Origin of the sequence: Paracoccus sp. S-4012 (assembly GCF_009674885.1) — a bacterium.
GTDB lineage: Bacteria > Pseudomonadota > Alphaproteobacteria > Rhodobacterales > Rhodobacteraceae > Paracoccus.
Genome location: NZ_WKKA01000001.1, coordinates 30,252 through 49,270, shown reverse-complemented (window position 1 = coordinate 49,270; position 19,019 = coordinate 30,252). Strand labels below are relative to the sequence as shown.

The window sequence follows — 19,019 nt, the reverse complement described above, 5'->3', positions numbered from 1 at the left end:
GATCGAACAGAATGCGCATTTCGAAACATCACGCGCAGCGATTTCACGCAGTCGAGGTCGTGAGCAGCGCTTGCCCCTGGGACTAGCGGCCGACGTAGATCGGCGGCGCGGCCCCTCCGAAGCCCTTCGTGCCTATTCGGAAGTCCTCGGTCTCGACGATCTGCCGAAAGCCCTCGCGCTCTCGCTCCAAGGCTTCTTCCAGAGGGTCGTCCCCTGCAATCGCGCCGAGGTCCCGGCTGGCCATGACCGCCAGCGGCGCATTGCTTGTGATGCGGCGTGCGAGGGCTTCGGCGGCCGGGGCGAGTTCGTCCGGAGGGTGGACGGCGGAGACGAGGCCAAGCTGGAAGGCGCGCGCGGCGTCGATCGGGTTGCCGGTTATCACCATCTCGTTGGCGATGGCTGTCGGCAGTTCGCGAAACAGCCGGGTGATGCCGCCGGCGCCGGCGATGGCGCCCAGCTGGACCTCGGGCAGCGCAAATCTCGCCTTGTCCGAGGCGATGCGGATATCGCTTGCCAGCATCAGTTCCATCCCGCCGCCATATGCTGGCCCATTGACAGCCGCGATCATCGGCTTGCCGGGGACGCGGCGCGTCAGGCCGCAGAAGTGGCCGGGGTCCTTGCCCTCGGCGATCAGCCGCGCGATGTGGGGCAGGAACTCGTGGACATCGGCCCCGGCGCAGAACGCGCTTCCCTTGCCGGTCAGGACGATCACACGAACCCTTGGGTCCGCCTCGAGGCGCGGCCACAGCTCGGTCAGCGCCTCGTGCATCGCCGGCGTGATCGCGTTGCGCTTCTCGGGGCGGGAGAGCACAACCCGGGCGATCCCGTCACGGGTGCTGCAATCGATGGTCATTCTCTCTCCCTCAAGATGCTATGGCCGGTGCAGGAAGTCTTTCAGCTCCGCCCGATCGGTTCTGAAGGCGTTCTCGGGCGCGTCCGGGCGCGCATAGCCGAGTGATACGCCGCAGACGATGCTCAGGTCCTCGGCAATATCCAGATGGCGGTGCAGCAGCGGCGCGCAGGTCGCGAGCGCCGCCTGCGGGATCGTCGCGACCCCGACGGCCTCGGCCGCGAGCAGGAAGCCGCCCAGGAAGATGCCGCAATCGACCAGCGAGTAGGGCAGGAGCGATTTCGGCGTCGACAGGATCAGGAGCTGAGGCGCATCGAACAGGTCGAAGTTCCGCAGCGACTGCCGGGCGCTTTCCTGCCGGTTGCCCCATTCCACGCCGACCGCGTCGTAAAGCTGACGCGCCGTCTCGCGGCGGCGTTCGCGATAGACGCCCGTGTATTCCGCGGGGAACGGAATGTCGGGTGCTGGCGTGGCGGCTGCCTCGCGCAGCAGGGGGCGAAGCTCGTTAGTCTGCTGAAGCGACAGCAGATGCAACGTCCAGGGCTGGCAGTTGCACCAGGATGGTGCGCGTCCGGCAATCGCGATCAACTCGCGGATGACCGGCTCCGGGACCGGGTCGGGCAGGAACGCGCGGCAGCTATGCCGCGCGTTCGCAAGGGAGGCGACGGTATCAAGCCGCTCCGACATCATTCGGCGTCAGGTCGAATAGCGGGTGAAGGCCACCGTCGTTGCCCGCGCGCGCCAGTCGGTGACCACGTTCACGAGGGCCGGCTTGCCCGCGCGGACGGCTTCGCGCGCACGCTGCAACGCGCCCGCGATGCCCGCCGATTCCTCGACAAGCTCACCGTGGCAGCCAAGCGCCTCGGCGAGCTTGTCGTAGCGGGTGTAGCCCAGATCACGACCCGGCTTGTCCTTTTCGGGGTCCCCGGTCCAGCCGCCGTTCAGGCTGACGACCACGATCACCGGCAAGTTGTGGCGCACGGCCGTGTCGAGTTCCATCACGTTGAAGCCCAGCGAGCCATCCCCGTGAAGGACGATAACCTCCGAATCAGGAAGGGCGGATTTCGCGCCGAGGCCGAGCGGCAGGCCGACCCCCATGGTGCCGTAGGTGCCGGAATTCTGCCGGTATCCGGGCCGGAAGCAGGGGATGGACTGGCGCCCGTAGTTCAGGATCTCCTGTCCATCCACGCACAGGACGGTGTCACGCGACATGAAGTCCCGGACCTCGGCGCAGAGCCGCAGAGGATGGACCGGGGTCGCGTCGGAGGCCAGTGCGCCCTCGGCCTTGGCGGATTTCTCGGCATTCACCTGGGCGAGATGCGTGTTCCAGGCCTCGAATCGTTCGTTCCCGGAGGCGGCGCCTTCGTTCAGCTGGGCCAGTGCGACCTTCAGGTCGGCCACGGCGCCGAAGGCCAGATCGCGGCTGGAGGCGATCTCGGCAGGATCGATGTCGATTCGCACCACCCGCACATCCGCGGCAAAGCGCGGCGCCGAGACATGGCCCGAGACATAGTTCATCCGCGTGCCCAGCACGAGGACGAGGTCGGCCTCGCGGAACGCGGTCGCCCGCGCCGCCAGATGGCACTGGGGATGGTCGTCCGGAACGATCCCCCTGCCCTGCGGCGTGGTGAAGAACGGAATGCCGGTCGTTTCGACGAATGTGCGCAACTCCTCCGACGCACCCGACCACAGCGCGCCGCCGCCGCTGACGATGATCGGGCGGCTGGCGGAGGCGATCTCGGCCCGGACGGCAGACAGATCGTCTTCGGACAGCCCCGGGCGGACGCGGGTCTCGGGCGAATAGGCGGGCCAGCGCACGCTGGCCGGGTCGACTTCGGCCGAGAGCATGTCGGCCGGCAGGTCGAGGTAGACTGGCCCGGGCTTGCCGGTCGTCGCGATCGAGAGGGCGCGGACGACCATTTCCGGCACCCGGTGGGCATGCGTCACCCGCTCGGCCCATTTGACGCAGGGCGTCATCATGGCCAGCTGGTCGACATCCTCCTGGAAGACACCGTTGCCCGACTGGTCACGGGGCGCAGAGCCACCGAGGATCAGCACGGGGACGCAGTCCGCCTTGGCATGCGCCGCGCCCGTCACGAGGTTCGTCACGCCGGGACCGGAGGCTGCCATGCAGGCCGCCACGCGCCCGGTCACGCGGCTGAACGACTGGGCCATCATCACCGCCGCCTGTTCGTGTCGCACGTCGATGCCCCGCAGCCCTCGGCGCATCGCCTCCTTCTCGGCCTGCAGCATGGGGGCGCCCATGATGTAGTAGAAATGAGTGATTCCGTAGCGTTCGAGGGCTTCGGCCAGCAGCAGGCCGCCATTCGTGGTCATGTCGCTCGTTCCCATCCTGTTTGCTCAGATCGCGCCGGCGGCGCGCAGTTCGGCGATCCGTTCGGAGTCCATCCCCAGCAGGTCGCGGCAGGTCTGTTCCGTGTCCGCGCCCAGCAGCGGGGCGGGCGTCGTCACGTTCGGCGACTCCGACATCATCACGGGCCAGCCCGGGATCGTCAGTTCGCCGCGCTGGGCGTGGTCCATCGTCACGAACACGCCTCGGTCGTGCATGCTGCGGTCCGCCGAGAGCTCCATCGTGTCGAGGACGGCCCCCGCCGGAACGCCGCCCTCGGCCAGCAGGCGCATGGCTTCGTGCTTGTCGTAATCCTTGATCCAGTCGGCGACGATCACGTTGATCGCGTCGGCATTGTCCGCCCGCGCTTGGGGCGAGGCGAAGCGCGGGTCCTCGGCCAGATCGGTGCGGCCGATGACCCGCAGAAGCGCCTGCCATTGAACGTTGTTGGCGCGATTGGAATAGACGTAGCAGTAATCGTTGAGGCCACCCCCCTTGCAGGCATAGGCCTCGCTCGGCGCGGTGGTGCCCAGCAGGAGCTGGTTGCCCGCCCGCCGGGCGGCGTGACCGTCCCGCGCCTGCGCGGCGAAGGCCACGCGGCAGAAGTTCACCATGGCGTCCTGCATGGCGACGGTGACGAGCTGCCCCTTGCCGGTCTGGGCGCGCTGCAGCAGTGCGCCCAGGATGCCGATCACCAGATGCAGGCCCGCGCCGGTGTCGCCCATGGTCGGTCCCGGCTTCAGCGGGCGACCGTCGGCCTCGCCGGTGATGCTCATGATGCCGCCGGTGGCCTGGGCGATCATGTCGAAGGCCTTGTAACTCTCGTATGGGCTTCCGGCGCCGAAACCCTTGATCCGGGCATAGATGATGCGCGGGTTGATCCGATGCACCTCGTCCCAGCCGAAGCCCAGCTTCTCCATGTATCCGGGGGTGAAGTTCTCGACCATCACGTCGCATTCGCGGACGAGACCGGTGAGGATCTCCCGGCCCTCCGGCGACTTCAGGTTGACCGTCACGCTCTTCTTGTTGGCGTTCAGCACCAGGAAATAATAGGAATCGAAGCCCGGACGATCGGAGGAGGCATAGCGTCCCTGTTCGCCGCCCTTGGGGTTCTCGATCTTCAGGATCTCGGCGCCCATCCATCCCATGGCCTGGGTCACGGAGGTTCCCGCCTCGAACTGGGTCAGATCCAGGACGCGACAGCCTGAGAGTGCCTGCGGGGTTTGCTGGGTCATTGATCGTGCCTCGAAAGTTCTCGTGTTGTTCGGATCGCCGTCGCGGGCGGCGCAGGCGGATTGCCGAGGATGAGATCGGCGGCCTTCTCGGCCAGCGCGACCACGGGGGCGTGGGTATTGGAGGAGGGGATTGTCGGGATGACCGAGGCGTCGACCACCCGCAGGCCTGCGATCCCGTTCACCTGCAGCCGGGGATCGACAACGGCCGCCTCATCCCGGCCCATGCGGCACGAGCCGACGGGATGGAAGACGGTTGCGCCCGTCTGCTGCATGTAGCGCAGTAACGCCGCTTCGTCCTGAACCTCGGGGCCGGGACGAACCTCGGCGATCTCGTCGCCGAAGGCCTCGGCGAGCAGTCGGCGTGCCCATTGCATGCCGACCAGCATCCGCCGGCGGTCAGAATCCGACTGGAGGAATCCCAGATGGAACGAGGGCTTGGCGCGCGGGTCTGCGGAGACGGTGCGCAACCGGCCCCGGCTCTGCGGCCGCATCAGCCAGACGCCGCAGCTGACCGCCGCGAAACTGTCCAGCTTGCCGCCTCCCTCGGGCGAATAGCTCGCCGGGGTGAACACCAGCTGCAGGTCCGGCTCGGGCTCGTCGGGGCTGCTTTTCACGAAGCCGGTGCCGTTGGCGGCCGAGTAGGTCAGGATTCCCCGTCCCCTCAGGGCGTATCGGAAAAGGTGGGGCACGAGGCGGGGAAAGCGGCTGTCCTGGTTCAGGCTGCTTCCCCGGGTCAGCCGCCCGGCGACACGCGCGTTGTAGTGGTCATGCAGGTTCTCCCCGACGGCGGGCAGGTCGAGGACGGTGGTGATACCGACACGGCGCAGCTCCTCCGCCGGGCCGATGCCCGACAGATGCAGCAGGTGCGGCGAGTTGATGGCGCCGGCGGCGAGGATCACCTCGCGCCTGGCGCGGATCAGGACCGGCTCCTGCCCGGCGATCGAGACATGGGCGCCGATGGCGCGGCTGCCGTCGAAGGCGATGCGGGTGACCAGCGCATTGCTGACCAGTTGCAGGTTCCCGCGGCGCAGCGCCCCGCGCAGGTAGGCGTCGGCGGCCGAATGGCGCAGGCGGCCGCGCCGGGTCTGCTGCACGGGCGCCAGCCCCTCGCCGGGAGTGTCGTTGTAGTCCTCGATCCACGGCAATTGCAGTCTGCGCCCGGCGGCGAAGAACTGACGTGTCAGCGGATGGATCTCCGAGGGCTCGACGCGAATCTTGCCGGAGGTGCCTCGTGTGGTGCCCCCCGGCCGGTAGGCTTCGGAGCGCTGGAAGTAGGGCAACATGGCGCTGTAGCCCCACTCATCGCCGGCGGCCTCCGCCCAGGCCCCGTAGTCCGACGGCAGGCCGCGCGATTGCCACAGGCCATTGATCGAACTGCATCCGCCGACGATGCGTCCCCGGGGGTAGGGAACCCGCCGCCCGTCGAGCCCGGGCTCTGGGGCGGTTTCGTAGCCCCAGCCGACCGCCGGCGTGCGCAGCAGATGATAGAAGCCGGCCGGAATCCTGACCATCAGCCGCCGGTCGGAGCCGCCCGCTTCCAGCAGCAGCACCTTGCTTGCACCATCCGCCGACAGCCGATCGGCCAGGACGCAGCCCGCGGTGCCGGCGCCTATGATGAGATAGTCGGTTTCCATTGACCGTTCCCGAATCACTGGCTCAAACACCCCGCGACGGCGCATCGGCCGGGTGGTCCCGCGATGCCGTGGCAGACGCTTTCGTCGATCATGGGGCCCTCCCGGCCGTCGTGGCCGCCCGCTCCCAACGTCTCGGGGGCATCGGGCCGCGCTCGTGACGATACAAACATTAGTTCTTTTATCAACCCCAAACCTGAAGCCTCGACGGAGGAACAGGCCCGGTCATGATGCAGCGGGAGGTGATGATCCGGTCAACGGAGCCGTCGAATACCGGCTGGACGCCGCTCGGAGGCAGCTTGCGAGCGAGGTGCGATCAGTAGCCGCACCCGCCGGGCGGCGCCGTGCAGGAATTGCCATAGGTTGAAATCATTAAGCTAATGCGGGCCCCTCACGATCGTCACCACCGGGCGCCCCACAGCCAGGCACAACAATCTTTACAAACGGCTGTTTGTATGTTTTCTCCATCCGGATAGGTGGCGGGGAGAGCCGCTGGCCTCGAAAACCTGGGAGGATGAGATGAAGGGATGGAAGTTCGCGGCGGCGGTGGCATTGTCAGCCGTCGTCGGTGCCGGAGCGGCGTTTGCCGAAGACTTCAAGGTTCGTATTTCCTACAACCAGCCGGCGACCTCGCCCGCCTGGATCGAGGTGTTCCAGGCTTATGGCGAGGAGATCGAGGCGCTGAGCGGCGGCAGGCTGAAGCCGGAATACTACTCGGCGGCCGTGCTGCATCCGATCGGCGACGCCTTCAAGGCGCTGCTCGGAAACGTCACGGACATGACGGCCGCCTATCCGGCCTACATGCCGTCCAGCTTCCATCTGATGCACGCCAACGACCTGCCGTTCATCCTGCCCGACAGCGACATCGCGGCCACCCGCGTGGTGAACGAGATGTATCCCGACTACTACATGGACGAGTACGAGAAGGTCGGCATCTACCTTGGCTTCTATGCGGTCACGCCCTCCTACGACATCATTTCCACGAGGCCGATCAACTCGCTGGCCGATCTGGAGGGCATGAAGATCCGCGCGGCGCCCGGTCCGATGACCGAGATGCTCGAGCGGCTGGGCGGCGTCCCGATCTCGATGCAGATCACCGAGACCTACACCTCGTTCCAGCAAGGCATCCTCGACGGCGTCCTGCTGGCCTCGGCTGACATCTATGCCTACCGCCTGCACGAGGTCGGCAAGCACCTCTACCGCGCCGGTGTCGGGCGCGTGGCGATCCCCAGCGGGTTCCGCAAGGACCTTTATGACTCGATGCCCGAGGATCTTCAGGAGGTCGTCGCCGTTGCTGGCCGCCATGCCGGCATGAACTATGCGAAGATGTACACGCAGCTGACGAGCGATGCGATGGTGGGCATGGCAGAGGCCGGCGTGACGATCGTCGAGCCGACCGCGGAGGACCGTGCGGAAATCCAGGAGCGGCTGGCGCCGATGTATGATGCGTTTGTCGAAAAGAACGCGTCGTTCACCGACCCCTCGGCCCAGGAAGTTCTGGACCGCCTCAAGGAGCTCGATGAAAAATACTCCGCGATGAGCGACGAGGAAATCCTCGCGCTTGACGAGGAATCGCCGATCACTGCTTCGTTCCATTGACGAAACCTGCACCGCGCGCCCTGTCGTGGCGCGCGGTGCGGCCGATCCCGAACGGAGCATGAAATGGCAGTAAAGGCCCTGATGCGGCTTTCGCAGGGGATGACCTTCGTCGCCGCCTGCATTTGCCTTCCGCTTATCCTCATCATCATGTCGGTGGACGTGTTCAATCGTTATTTCTTGAACGCGCCCTGGACCTGGTCGACCGAAGCCTGTTCGCTGCTGCTCTTCATCTCGGTCGTCCTGGCCCTGCCGGAATCCTGGCGCGTCGGAATCCACATCCGGGCCGAGTTCCTGCGCGGCGCCATCTCGAAGAGAGCGCTGGTCGTGATCGAACGGCTCGTGTGGTTGCTGCTTGTCATCCTTTCCATCGCCCTCATCTGGCAGTCCAGGATCGACGGTCTGCTGATGATCCTGATCGCCGAAAGGAGCGTTGAGCTCGACATTCCCATGGTCTGGTTCAGGGTCCTGCTGGCTTTTTCTGCGCTTGTCACGGGACTGATCGGCCTCTGGGGTTTTGTTACCGGGACGATCCCCAATCCAGCAGATGCTGATTTCGTCGGAGGCATCGAGTGACCATTGCATATCTCGGGTTTGCCGGAATGCTCGCGCTGATGGCGCTCGGTGTTCCTATTGCAATCGCGATGATGGCTGCGGGGCTGGCCGGCCTGATCGTGGTCGGAACCCTGGGCAGCGCCCTGACACAGCTGACGCTGGTGGTCTGGAGCGAGGGCAGCAATTTCATCCTGCTCGCCCTGCCGTTCTACATCCTGATGGGCAACCTCATCCTCCAGACCGGCATCGCGCGGCGCCTGTTCCACGGCGCGTCGGTCTGGCTGAACTGGCTTCCTGGCGGACTGGCCATCGCCTCGGTCTTCGCCTGCGCCGGCTTCGGTGCGGTCAGCGGTTCAAGCACTGCGACGGCCCGCACAATGGGTTCCATCATCGTGCCCGAATTGCGCCGTTATCGCTACAACATGTCGCTCGGGACAGGCGTCCTGTCCGCCTCGGGCACGTTGGGGATCCTGATCCCACCCAGCATCATCATGATCTTCTACGGTCTGATGACCGAAACATCGATCGGCGCACTTTTCATTGCCGGCATCGTGCCAGGCATCATCGTTTCGGTGATTTTCGCCACGATCATCCTGATCATCGCGCTGATTCGTCCGGAGGCGGTCGGGACAAGGCGCCAACGGGGCGAGATTTCCTGGCGCCATCGCGTCGCCGCCCTTGGGGATGTGGTTCCTGTCGTCTCGATCTTCGCGCTCATTCTTGGCAGCCTGTATTTCGGCATCGTCACGCCGACGGAATCGGCCGCCGTCGGGGTGCTCGCCGTTCTGGTCTACGGCGCGGCAATCGGGAAGCTGTCGTTCAAGGCGATCAGGCTGGCGCTGGTCGACAGCATACTCACGACCGTGATGCTTTTCATGATCATCATCGGTGGTTATCTTTTCACCCGGTTTCTCGCACAAACCGGGATGACCGCCGGCATCCACGCGGCGTTCGCCGCCGCCGATCTCGGCTACGTCGGTTTCATCGTCGTCGTCACGGTTTTGTATCTCATCCTGGGCTGCGTGCTTGACTTGTTCGGAATGATGATCCTGACCGTGCCGATCCTGTTCCCGATGGCGCTCCAGCTCGGCATCGATCCCGTATGGTTCGGCATCTACATCATCATCGTGGCCGAAATTGCGTTGGTGACACCACCGCTGGGTGTCAACGTCTTCGTCATCAACTCGGTCGCCCGGGACGTGCCCCTCGGCAAGATCTTCCTTGGCTGTGTGCCGTTCGTGATCGGGCTGCTGTTGTTCGTCGTGGTGCTGGCGACCTGGCCGCAGGTCGCGCTGTTCCCGCTGGCCGGGCTGAGATGACCCTTGTGAGGAGAGCAAAGTGACCCTGGTTCTGATCGATCTTCAGGAGCGTCTGGTCCCAGCGATGCTGGACGGGGACCAGATGGTCGAGGCCGCGCGGAAGCTTATGGCCGGCAGCGACCTGCTGGGGCGCCCGGTCCTCGCCACCGAACAGTCGCCCAACAAGCTGGGCGGAACGGTGGCGCCGCTGCCCCTGCCGTCGCCGGCCATCGCCAAGATGGACTTCGACGCCTCCACGCTGATCCTCGACCGCGCTGCGCCCGACGACACGCTGGTCGTCGCGGGATGCGAGACGCATATCTGCGTCCTTCAGACCGTGGCGGGGCTGCTGAGGGCGGGGCGGAAGGTCGTGGTCGCTGCGGATGCCGTCTCCTCGCGCAAGGCGCTGGACCGCGATACGGCGCTGACCGGCATGCGGAGCATGGGGGCGGAGATCTCCACCGCCGAGGCGATCCTGTTCGGATGGATCGGCGGCGCGGACCACCCGCAGTTCCGCGAGGTGTCGCGCCTGATCAAGTGAGCTCCGCGCGTGATGGCGCCGCCCGGCCGGGCGACGCTGTCTCCTCTCAGGCCTTGGTCGCCCGCCAGTCCCAGTGCGGCAGCCGCTTCTCGAAGAAGCTCGCCATGCCTTCGGTCGCTTCGTCCCAGTCCCACATGTCGGCGACCCGGTCTACCGTGTATCCGAGGTTGTCGTCATGGCCGTGCCGGTCGACAAACCGGATCAGGTCCTTGATGACCCGGACCGCCTTTGGCGAACACCGTAGCGCCAGATCGACCTCACGCTCCACTGCCGCATCCAGCTCGTCTGGCGCGACCGCAGCGGAGAGAAGCCCGTACGTGACCGCCTCCTCGCCGCTGAAGGGGCGGGCGTTCAGGAACAGCCGGCGCGCATTCGCCTCGCCGATCCGCTTGACGACGTAAGGCGAGATCATGCCCGGGACCATGCCGATCCGCGCCTCGGTGACGGCGAAGGTCTCATCCTTCAGGCCGATGGCGATGTCGCAGGTCGAGACCAGTCCGATCCCGCCAGCATACGCGGCCCCGTTGATTCGCCCGATCACGATCTTGCCGATCAGGTCGAGTTCGCGCAGCCAGAGGGCCAGCTTCTGCGCCTCGCGGATCCGCTCCTCGCGCGGGCGGCCGTTCTGGCTCTGCTGGTACTTGAAGTCGCCGCCGGCGCAGAAGGTCTCGCCCTCGCCGCTCAGGACGATCACGCGCACCGCGTCGTCCTCGGCGAAACGGCGCAGCACCTCGCGGGCCTCGTCGTACATGGTGCCGTTCATGGCGTTACGCACTTCGGGGCGGGCAAGCGTCAGCCTGCCGACCCCGCGATCCTCGGTCTCCACGCGTACCGTGGTGTATTCCATGGCTTCCTGCTCCCAGCCCGCGGATGCCTGCCACTCTCGGGCAGCCGCCGCATTTGGCGTTTTACAAACGAATGTCTGTTTGTTTATACTGCGCCAACCGGACGATTCAACCAGTGATTGGCTGCCGCATGACAAACGAAGAACTCAACGCAACCCTGGCCGAGCGCCGGGACACGGCGCTTGCAGGCGGGCAAGGCAAGGCGCGGGAGAAGCACATCGCGGCAAACAAGCTGCTGGTCCGCGACCGGCTGCGGCTCCTGCTCGACGACGGGTTCGAGTTCGAGGACGGGCTGCTGGCGGGGACCGAGCAGGGGCTTCCCGCGGACGGGATCGTCACGGTCGTGGGCAAGGTCGGCGGCCGGGATGTGGCGGTGATCGCCAACGACATGACGGTGAAGGCCGGCACCTGGGGGCCTCAGGCGCTGCTCAAGTTCAACCGGATGCAGGACCTGGCGCTCGAGGCGGGCATTCCCCTGATCTACCTCGTCGACTCGGCCGGCGCCAGGATCGACGAGCAGCGGAGTCTGTTCCTGGGCCGCAACGGCTGGGGCAACATCTGGTACAACCAGGTGCGGATCTCGGGGCGCGTGCCCCAGATCTGCGTCCTCTTCGGACCCTCGCCCGCGGGGGCTGCCTATGTCCCAGGACTGTGCGATCTCGTGATCATGGTGGACAAGCAGTCCTCGGCCTATCTCGGCTCGCCGCGGATGGCCAAGATGACCATCTTCGAGGACGTTACCGAGGAGCAGATGGGCGGCGCCAAGCTGCACTGCATGCTCAGCGGCCTTGGCGACGTGCTGGCCAAGGACGATGCCGAAGCGATCAGAAACACCCGCGACTATCTCTCCTACATGCCGATGAACTGGGAGGAGACGCCGCCGGATTGCCCCGCCGCGCCCGCGGAGGCGGCGGCCGCGGCCCGCATCGCGGATCTGGTCCCGGTGCAGCAAAACCAGCCCTACGACGTGCACGACCTGATCGACGCGCTCGTCGATGTCGGCAGCTTCTATGAGGTGAAGGCGCTCTACGCCAAGGAGATGACCGTCGGGCTCGCGCGTCTTGGAGGGCAGGCCGTCGGCCTCGTCGCGAACAACTCCAAGCACAAAGGCGGCGTCATCTTCTCGGACAGTTCCGACAAGGCGGCGCGCTTCATCTGGATGTGCAATGCCTATAACATCCCGCTGCTGTTCCTGCAGGACGTCAGCGGCTACATGATCGGCAGCGCGGTCGAGAAGTCCGGGATCATCCGGCACGGCGCCAAGCTTCTGGCGGCGGTCTGCGAGTCCACGGTGCCGCGGATCTGTGTCCTCGTCCGCAAGGCCTATGGCGGCGGTTATCTGGCGATGTCCGGTGCGCCGACCCATCCCGACGCAATGCTCGCCCTACCGACCGCCCTGCCGGCGCTGGTCGGGCCAGAGGCTGCGGTCAACGCGATCCATTACAACCGGATCATGGAACTGCCCGAGAACGAGAGGGACGAATTCGTCCGCAGCAAGCGGGACGAATACGCCCAGGATATCGACGTCTACAAGGCCGCGGCCGACACTTTCGCGGTCGAGGATGTGGTCCAGCCCACCGAGCTGCGAAACGACCTGATCAACCGTTTCCGCGTCTACCGGCGCCGCAAGGCTGCCGTGATTCCGCGGCGATCCGCCGTCCACCCCGTCTGAGGAAGTCCGAAATGGCAAAGACGATCAAATCGAGCATGGCCGGAACCGTCTGGAAGATGCTTGTCAAGCCCGGCGACGAATTCGACATCGGCGATACGGTCGCGATCCTCGAATCCATGAAGATGGAGATCAACATCGAGGCGGACGATTCCGGCACCGTAGTCGAGATCGTCGCGGCGGAAGGCGATACCGTGGACGAAGGCGCACCCCTTTTCAGCTATTCCTGAGGAGCCGCCGGGGGAGGATCGCACGATGATGCAGATGGATGTGGGCGCGCACGTCGCGCACAATGCCGGCCGTCACGGCCGGAAGACCGCCCTGATCGAGGGCGACCGGAAACTGACCTATGGTGAGCTCGACCGCGCTTCGAACCGCGTCGCCAATGCCCTGCTGACCTGGGGCGCGGCCGCGGGTGACCGGATCGCGCTTGTCCTGCCGTCGACCATCGACTGGGTGGTGCTCTATGTCGGCATCGCCAAGGCGGGAATGACGGCCGTTCCGCTGAACTACCGCCTGACGCCGCCCGAGATCGCCATGATGCTCGACGACAGCGGCGCACGGCTGGTATTCACCTCAAGCGGGATGGAGGAATTGACGCTGGGCGCCAGCACCCCCGAGCGCAGGGTGCTGATCGACGATGCCGCCGCCTATGCGGCGTTCCTGGGCGGCGCGGGCGAAGACGCACCCAGGGTCGAGGTCAGCCGGGAAACGATCCAGGCCATCCTCTACACCGGGGGAACCACCGGCCGGTCCAAGGGCGTCATGCTCTCGCATGAGAACGTGTTCTGGAACACGCTGCACGAGACCATCGACACCCGGATGCATGAGGACGACAACACGCTGCTGCTGACGCCGCTGCATCACGCGGCCGCGCTCAACTGCTGGTTGCTGCCGCATCTGTATCTCGGCGCGACGGCCACGATCATGCCTAAATACGATACCGCCGCGGCGATTCGCGCGATCGAGACGCACAAGGTGACGAACGCCTTCACGCCGCCATCGATGGCGCGCGATATCTTCAACCATCCCGCAGCCAGAACGGCCGACCTGAGTTCGTTCCAGCGCTGGTATGTCGGCGGGGCGACCCTGTCGCGCAGCGACCGCGACCGGATGCACGCGCTGATCCCGGGTGTGGAAATCTTCTTCCAGTATGGCCTTTCCGAGGCCGGGGTCATCGTCTCGGTGCTGAAGGAAAAGGATTATGAGGCCGCGCCGCCGGGTTCCATCGGCCGGGCCTTCCTCAACTTCGACATCAAGATCCTGCGCGACGACCTGACGGATGCCGACCCTAACGAGGTGGGCGAGATCGCCGTGCGCGGCCCGAGCGTGATGCAGGGCTACTTCAACAACCCCGAAGCGACCCGCGCAACGTTCCACGATGGCTGGCTGCGCACCGGCGACATGGGCTCGCTGGATGAGAACGGCTTCCTGCAGTTCCACGACCGCAAGAAGGACATGGTCAAGACCGGCGGCCTGAACGTCTATTCGCAAGAGGTCGAACAGGTCATCCTGCGCCACCCCGACGTGCGCGAGGTCGCCATCCTCGGTCTGCCGAGCGAGAAATGGGGCGAGGAAGTGATCGCCGTCATCGTCTGCCGCGAGGGTGTGACCGGCGATGCGGACTCCATCACCGCCCATGCGCGCCGGGAGCTCGCCGGCTACAAGGTCCCGAAGCGGATCTTCTTCATCGACTATGCCGAGATGCCGATCAACTACAGCGGCAAGATTGCCAAGAAGGAGCTGCGCAAGCGGTTCGAGGAGCAGGAGGCTGTCCAATGACGGACCTGCTCGAGGCGGTGCCGGAGCTGCTCTCCGGCCGCCTGGTTCTAGTGACCGGGGCGGGGCAAGGTAACGGTCGCGCCATGGCGCTTGGAATGGCGCGCGCGGGTGCCCGGGTGATCGTTGCCGATGTAAACCTCCAGGCGGCCGAAGCCGTGGCGTCGTCCTGCGGCAACGGCGCTTTTGCCCTGCACATGGATATTGCCGATCGCGAGGCCGTCCGCTCGGCAGCCGACCGTGTTCTGGCCGAGGCGGGGCCGGTGAGCTGCGTCGTGAACAACGCGGGGATCTTGCTGCGGGGCGGCTTCGATGCGCCGGATTCGGCCGACAACTGGGACCGGATCATGGGTGTGAACGTCAACGGCACCTACAACGTGATCCACGCCTTTCTACCGCAGTTGAAAACGACGCACGGTTCGGTGATCAATGTAGGATCAATCCAGTCGTTCGTCTCGGCACCCAACTCCGCCGCCTATACCGCATCGAAGGGCGCGGTGCTGCAGTTGACGCGGGCGCTGGCGGCTGAACTCGCCGACTTCGGGATCCGCGTGAACGGCATCGCGCCCGGCGTCATGCGCACCCCCATGACCGAGGCGTCCCTGTCGGACGAGAGACTCAGGCGCGGCTTGCTCCGTCATATCCCGATGAAGCGCCCGGGCGAGCCGGAAGAACTTGCCGGAGCCGCCATCTTTCTGGCGTCACCACTGGCGAGTTACGTTACCGGTGTGATGCTTCCGGTGGACGGCGGATACCTTTGCATATAAGTAAAGGGCGCATCAGAAGGAACGGGACGTCGGATTTGAGAACACTTGGTTCTAAGGGCGAAGGTACCGAACGGCTGCTGCGTTCGCGGGGCATCAAGTTGATCTCGGAGCACGGCTTCGAAGCCATGAGCCTGCGGATGCTGGCCAAGGAAGTCGGCATTCAGGCTGGTTCGCTCTACAATTACATCAGCAACAAGCAGGAATTCCTCTTCACGCTGATGTCGGCGGTCATCGAGGATCTGAACGTCGAAATGGCGACCGCCATGGACGATCTGACCGATCCGCGGGAGAAGTTGTGCGTCTTCGTCCGCGTCCATATCGACTTCCACACCCGTCGCAAGGACGAGGTCTTCGTCGGCAACATGGAGTTGCGCAGTCTCGACCCCGATAACCTCAAAGCGATCATAGCCTTGCGGCGTGCCTACGAGCGCCAGCTGGCGGCTATCCTCGACGAGGGGATCGCCGCCGGAGTCTTCCACTGCCGCAACCCCAAGATTACACGCTTGGCAATGCTCGCCATGCTGACGCAGGTCGCCAACTGGTATGACAAGCGCGGGCCGAACACAATTGCCGAGCTGACGCAGGAATACACGTATCTCGCGTTCGCCATGCTGCAGGCCGAGCCGCCGGAGAATTTTTCGAACATCTGAACCGGTGATTTGCGGAAAGCCGCGTGGCTCTCAGCCGCGCGGCTTCGCTTTAGGCAGCGTTGCGGAACCGCGCGAGGCTGCCGGCGTGCATGACCTTGCCGGGAAGCGGATGACCGAACAGATCCTCGGCCGAACGGGCGCAGTCGATCAGCGCCTCGAGGTCGATCCCGGTCTCGATCCCCATCTCGTGGCACATGAAGACGATGTCCTCGGTGCAGACATTGCCGGCGGCGCCCTTGTGGCTGGCGAAGGGACAACCGCCAAGGCCCGCAACGGAACTGTCGAACTCATCCACGCCCATGCGCAGGGCGGCATAAACGTTAGGCATTCCGGTGCCACGCGTGTCGTGCAGATGCAGCCCGATGCGCAGATGCGGGTAGCGCTCCCGGACTGCCCCCACCCGCTCCTCAATGTCGCGGGGAGTGGCGAAGCCGACGGTGTCGCACAGGTAGACGCCTTTCAGCGGCTGCTCGAACTCCGCCGCGAGATCGACGACGTGCTGCACCATGGTGAGCACCTGCTCCAGCGGGACATGGCCCTGGTAGCTGCAGCCGAAGGCCGTCATCACATAGCCCCATTCCAGCTCGATCCCGTGCTCGCGATAGGTCTCGAGCCAGAGCTGCTGCTCGTCCAAGGTCTGGGCGATGGTCCGATTCGTGTTCCGGATCGAGAACAGCTCCGACGCCGTCACGCGCAACGATCCCACGACGTCGAGCGGCAATGACAGCGCACGCAGCAGGCCTTGGTGGTTCAACCACAGCCCCGTGTAGCGCACCCCCGGCTTGCGCTTCAGCGTGCGGGCCACCTCGTCGGCGTCGGCCATGCTGGGGACGCGCTTGGGGTTCACGAAGGACACGCAGTCGATCTGTCGCAGCCCGGTCTCGGCGAGCGATTCGATGAAGCCGGTCTTCTGGGCGACCGTCAGCTGGCGCGGCTCGATCTGGATACCCTCGCGCGGGCCTTCTTCGTGGAGATAGACGAAGCTGGGATAGTCTGACATCTTCGGTCCTCACCTAGCGTAACTAACGTTCGTTTGTTATGCCATGCCCAGCCTCCCTAAACAAGATTGGCGGAGGATCGGTCTGCATCTTCCTGCATCGATGGTCAGCAGCGGGTCGCAGGGCTTCACGGGCTGGCAGGCACGCTCCCGCCCTGACTCCAGCTAACGAGCAGAGCTTGCGCATCTCAATCCGCGTTCCCGACGTGACATGCACCGCCCTCGCCTGCCCTCTGCCATGGGCGTAGAACCGCGCGGGCCGTTCAGGTCTAGGAACACCGCGCCTCAACCCTCTCTGCGCCGCGCAGCCTCGAGGAAGTCGGCCATGACCCGGCGGATGACCTCGGGGCGCGTGGGGAGATCTTCGAGCGTGCGGCGATATGCGTCGATCTCGCGGATCATCTCTCGAGACATCCGGATCGTCACGGGCTCAGTGTCGGCTACTGGTCGGCCCATCTTTTTTGCATCGGCACGAAATTCCTCATCCTGAGGGGTTGACTTCATGCCTACACGGTAACAGTATGGGCAAGCCGACGCAAGGCTTGCACCCCTCGCGCCGGCTCTGACCACAGTGATCCGTAGGAGATCCCCATGGCTAACAACATGCCTAACATGCCTCTGCACGCCGCTGAAGTGGCCGGCTTCACGACCCCGCTCGCGTCTTGCTTCTCCGCTTTGCTGACCGCCCTTGCAAACTTCGTCAGCGCCGAGAGCGACCTGATCGATGTGGATTACTGGGATCCCGCCTTTTCGCGCTGGCGGCATGACGCCGAGTCTGCACAGGACAAGGTCGTCGATGCTCTGCGCAGCGTCCACGATGCCGGGGTGGAGCGGCCCGAAGATGTCCCGATGCGGTGGCTCGCCCTCGTCCTCGACGGCTTGATGGGCGCCGACGATCGCCGCGACTTCGATCGCCTGCACCGGCTGACCTCTTCGAACGCCGCCCTGTTCCGGTGTGCTGGCAGCAGCACGACGGCACGCCGGGTCGACAACATGCTGGTCGCTGGCCTTGCGCTGGTCGACGAACTCGCGGGGCTGGATCTCTACCGCGGCTCCTCTCCCGAGGATGATCCGGGTGACCTCCCCCGCGACGGCGAACTGCTGCCGGCGCTGAGCTGAGCCCCGACGGCTGGCGCGAGCGGCCCGGCACACCTTCGGGGGCTGGGTCGGCCGCGGCCAGCCCGAAGCTGCTCGCACCCGAAAATCCGAACTGAGGGTCAGGTCGTCGCTGCCAGGACGGCAGCCCCCTGCCCTCATGCTTTCACCCATTCCAGGGAGGCACGCGCATGCCCCACGCTCATGACAACAGCATCATCATTGCCGGCGAGGCCCTGCCGATCATCGACATGCCGATCCACGCTCGCTGGCGCGACGCGGCTGACCGGCGTGGCTTCGACATCACCGCGCGCGTTGCCGACCGCTACGCTCTCGCGCTCACTTGCCGTCTGTGCGGCGAGCTCTCGCGCACCCGCCTGTTCGTGCTGATGAACCATCAGCCGCGTTGCTCGTACTGCATCGAAGCGGCGCGGCGGCAGGAAGCCGAGAACGCCGGCATCGCCTTCCTGCGCCGAGATTCGGACAGCACCGTTTATGCGTGGTATCGGCTCCCCTGCGGGCATGAAGCTCGGCGCCAAATTGGGCTGATCACGCGTGTCGCCGCGGGCGAGACGGGACTGCGCTGCGCGACGTGTCACGAGGCCGTCGAGGCAGCCGAGGCCCAAGCCGTTGGCTGGGAGCTCGTTGGCCCGGATCCGGGGGGTGACACGAACTACCGCGAATACAGACATGTCTCGTGTGGCCACCGGCAGCGCATCGCCCGCGGTAACGTCAAGACTCAGCGCTTTGACTGTGGCGGGTGCGGGGTCACCTGGGTCAGCGCGCCGAGCTTCATCTACCTCTTCCGGGTGCTCCTGCCCAACGGGATGAGGGTTCTGAAGCTCGGCTTTTCCAAGAACCCCAGGTCCCGCTTGCAGCATCAGCTACTCGGCGATCGCGATCTCGCTTGCCATGTCCTGCGCGTCGTCGCGATGCCAAGCGGGCACGACGCCATCCGCACCGAGAAGAAGCTTCACGCTAGCCTCCGTCGCCGCTTCCCCGAGGCTGTCATCGACGCGAAGGATTTCGCGGGCGCTCTGACAGTCGTGACGGAGGTTTACGCCGAGTGGCTGGAGGCCGAAATTCAGCAGCTGCTCGACGGCATCGAAGACGACTCCGATGACGAGGGCGGCTGAACGGTCAGCGTGAGACCGGGGCGTG

The 19,019-nt window shown here is 65.5% G+C and carries 18 protein-coding genes; 11 read left to right on the top strand and 7 right to left on the bottom strand.

All coding sequences use genetic code 11. The features are described 5' to 3' along the window. Nucleotides 1–82 precede the first annotated feature (82 nt). Genes GI374_RS00195 through GI374_RS00175 form a run of 5 tightly spaced genes read right to left on the bottom strand, consistent with a single transcriptional unit; the run spans nucleotide 83 to nucleotide 6,069 of the window. The gene (locus tag GI374_RS00195; protein WP_154335008.1) at nucleotides 83–853 is read right to left on the bottom strand and encodes an enoyl-CoA hydratase/isomerase family protein; all 771 of its coding nucleotides are present in this window, start codon (nucleotides 851–853) and stop codon (nucleotides 83–85) included. Between the two features lie 18 nt (nucleotides 854–871). Continuing rightward, nucleotides 872–1,537 carry a nitroreductase gene (locus GI374_RS00190; protein WP_229582407.1) on the bottom strand — a complete coding sequence of 222 codons (666 nt, stop codon included), beginning with the start codon at nucleotides 1,535–1,537 and terminating at the stop codon, nucleotides 872–874. A 9-nt stretch (nucleotides 1,538–1,546) separates the two neighbouring features. Next, complete coding sequence (locus GI374_RS00185; RefSeq protein ID WP_195759784.1) at nucleotides 1,547–3,187, bottom strand: thiamine pyrophosphate-binding protein; 1,641 nt, start codon at nucleotides 3,185–3,187, stop codon at nucleotides 1,547–1,549. Between the two features lie 24 nt (nucleotides 3,188–3,211). Beyond that, nucleotides 3,212–4,435 (bottom strand): CoA transferase, encoded by a 1,224-nt coding sequence (locus tag GI374_RS00180; RefSeq protein ID WP_154335005.1) that lies wholly within the window; start codon nucleotides 4,433–4,435, stop codon nucleotides 3,212–3,214. Continuing rightward, a complete protein-coding gene (locus GI374_RS00175) occupies nucleotides 4,432–6,069 on the bottom strand; it encodes a GMC family oxidoreductase (RefSeq protein WP_229582405.1) in 1,638 nt (545 codons plus the stop codon). Before GI374_RS00175 ends, GI374_RS00180 begins: the two co-directional genes overlap by 4 nt. A 516-nt stretch (nucleotides 6,070–6,585) precedes the next feature. On the opposite strand from GI374_RS00175, the gene GI374_RS00170 reads away from it, so the two are divergent. From GI374_RS00170 to GI374_RS00155, 4 genes are all read left to right on the top strand, one after another. Next, nucleotides 6,586–7,665 carry a TRAP transporter substrate-binding protein gene (locus GI374_RS00170; RefSeq protein WP_154335003.1) on the top strand — a complete coding sequence of 360 codons (1,080 nt, stop codon included), beginning with the start codon at nucleotides 6,586–6,588 and terminating at the stop codon, nucleotides 7,663–7,665. Between the two features lie 63 nt (nucleotides 7,666–7,728). Further along, a complete protein-coding gene (locus GI374_RS00165) occupies nucleotides 7,729–8,238 on the top strand; it encodes a TRAP transporter small permease (protein ID WP_154335002.1) in 510 nt (169 codons plus the stop codon). Between the two features lie 26 nt (nucleotides 8,239–8,264). Next, nucleotides 8,265–9,536 carry a TRAP transporter large permease gene (locus GI374_RS00160; RefSeq protein ID WP_154335001.1) on the top strand — a complete coding sequence of 424 codons (1,272 nt, stop codon included), beginning with the start codon at nucleotides 8,265–8,267 and terminating at the stop codon, nucleotides 9,534–9,536. A 19-nt stretch (nucleotides 9,537–9,555) separates the two neighbouring features. Then, a complete protein-coding gene (locus GI374_RS00155) occupies nucleotides 9,556–10,056 on the top strand; it encodes an isochorismatase family protein (protein WP_370515066.1) in 501 nt (166 codons plus the stop codon). A gap of 46 nt (nucleotides 10,057–10,102) precedes the next feature. Here the strand turns inward: GI374_RS00155 and GI374_RS00150 are convergent, their stop codons facing one another. Next, a complete protein-coding gene (locus tag GI374_RS00150; protein ID WP_154335000.1) occupies nucleotides 10,103–10,903 on the bottom strand; it encodes an enoyl-CoA hydratase-related protein in 801 nt (266 codons plus the stop codon). Between the two features lie 128 nt (nucleotides 10,904–11,031). Between GI374_RS00150 and GI374_RS00145 the strand changes: the two genes are divergently transcribed. The 5 genes from GI374_RS00145 to GI374_RS00125 are packed head-to-tail and all read left to right on the top strand — an operon-like array spanning nucleotide 11,032 to nucleotide 15,766. Then, a complete protein-coding gene (locus GI374_RS00145) occupies nucleotides 11,032–12,573 on the top strand; it encodes an acyl-CoA carboxylase subunit beta (protein WP_154334999.1) in 1,542 nt (513 codons plus the stop codon). Between the two features lie 11 nt (nucleotides 12,574–12,584). Then, on the top strand, nucleotides 12,585–12,800 hold the full coding sequence (locus tag GI374_RS00140; RefSeq protein ID WP_154334998.1) for an acetyl-CoA carboxylase biotin carboxyl carrier protein subunit: 216 nt from the start codon (nucleotides 12,585–12,587) through the stop codon (nucleotides 12,798–12,800). 25 nt (nucleotides 12,801–12,825) lie between these two features. Further along, nucleotides 12,826–14,352 (top strand): class I adenylate-forming enzyme family protein, encoded by a 1,527-nt coding sequence (locus GI374_RS00135; RefSeq protein WP_229582403.1) that lies wholly within the window; start codon nucleotides 12,826–12,828, stop codon nucleotides 14,350–14,352. Next, nucleotides 14,349–15,116, top strand: coding sequence for an SDR family NAD(P)-dependent oxidoreductase (locus GI374_RS00130; RefSeq protein ID WP_154334997.1), 768 nt, complete (start codon nucleotides 14,349–14,351; stop codon nucleotides 15,114–15,116). Before GI374_RS00135 ends, GI374_RS00130 begins: the two co-directional genes overlap by 4 nt. Then, the gene (locus tag GI374_RS00125) at nucleotides 15,107–15,766 is read left to right on the top strand and encodes a TetR/AcrR family transcriptional regulator (protein ID WP_370515065.1); all 660 of its coding nucleotides are present in this window, start codon (nucleotides 15,107–15,109) and stop codon (nucleotides 15,764–15,766) included. The genes GI374_RS00130 and GI374_RS00125 overlap by 10 nt, the downstream gene beginning before the upstream one ends. 49 nt (nucleotides 15,767–15,815) lie before the next feature. Here GI374_RS00125 and GI374_RS00120 read toward each other — a convergent pair whose 3' ends face one another. Further along, a complete protein-coding gene (locus GI374_RS00120; RefSeq protein WP_154334995.1) occupies nucleotides 15,816–16,766 on the bottom strand; it encodes a hydroxymethylglutaryl-CoA lyase in 951 nt (316 codons plus the stop codon). A 588-nt stretch (nucleotides 16,767–17,354) separates the two neighbouring features. On the opposite strand from GI374_RS00120, the gene GI374_RS00115 reads away from it, so the two are divergent. Then, entirely contained in the window at nucleotides 17,355–17,882 is a 528-nt protein-coding gene (locus GI374_RS00115; RefSeq protein WP_154334994.1) for a hypothetical protein, read from the top strand. 167 nt (nucleotides 17,883–18,049) lie between these two features. Beyond that, nucleotides 18,050–18,994 (top strand): GIY-YIG nuclease family protein, encoded by a 945-nt coding sequence (locus tag GI374_RS00110; RefSeq protein ID WP_154334993.1) that lies wholly within the window; start codon nucleotides 18,050–18,052, stop codon nucleotides 18,992–18,994. Nucleotides 18,995–19,019 lie beyond the last annotated feature (25 nt).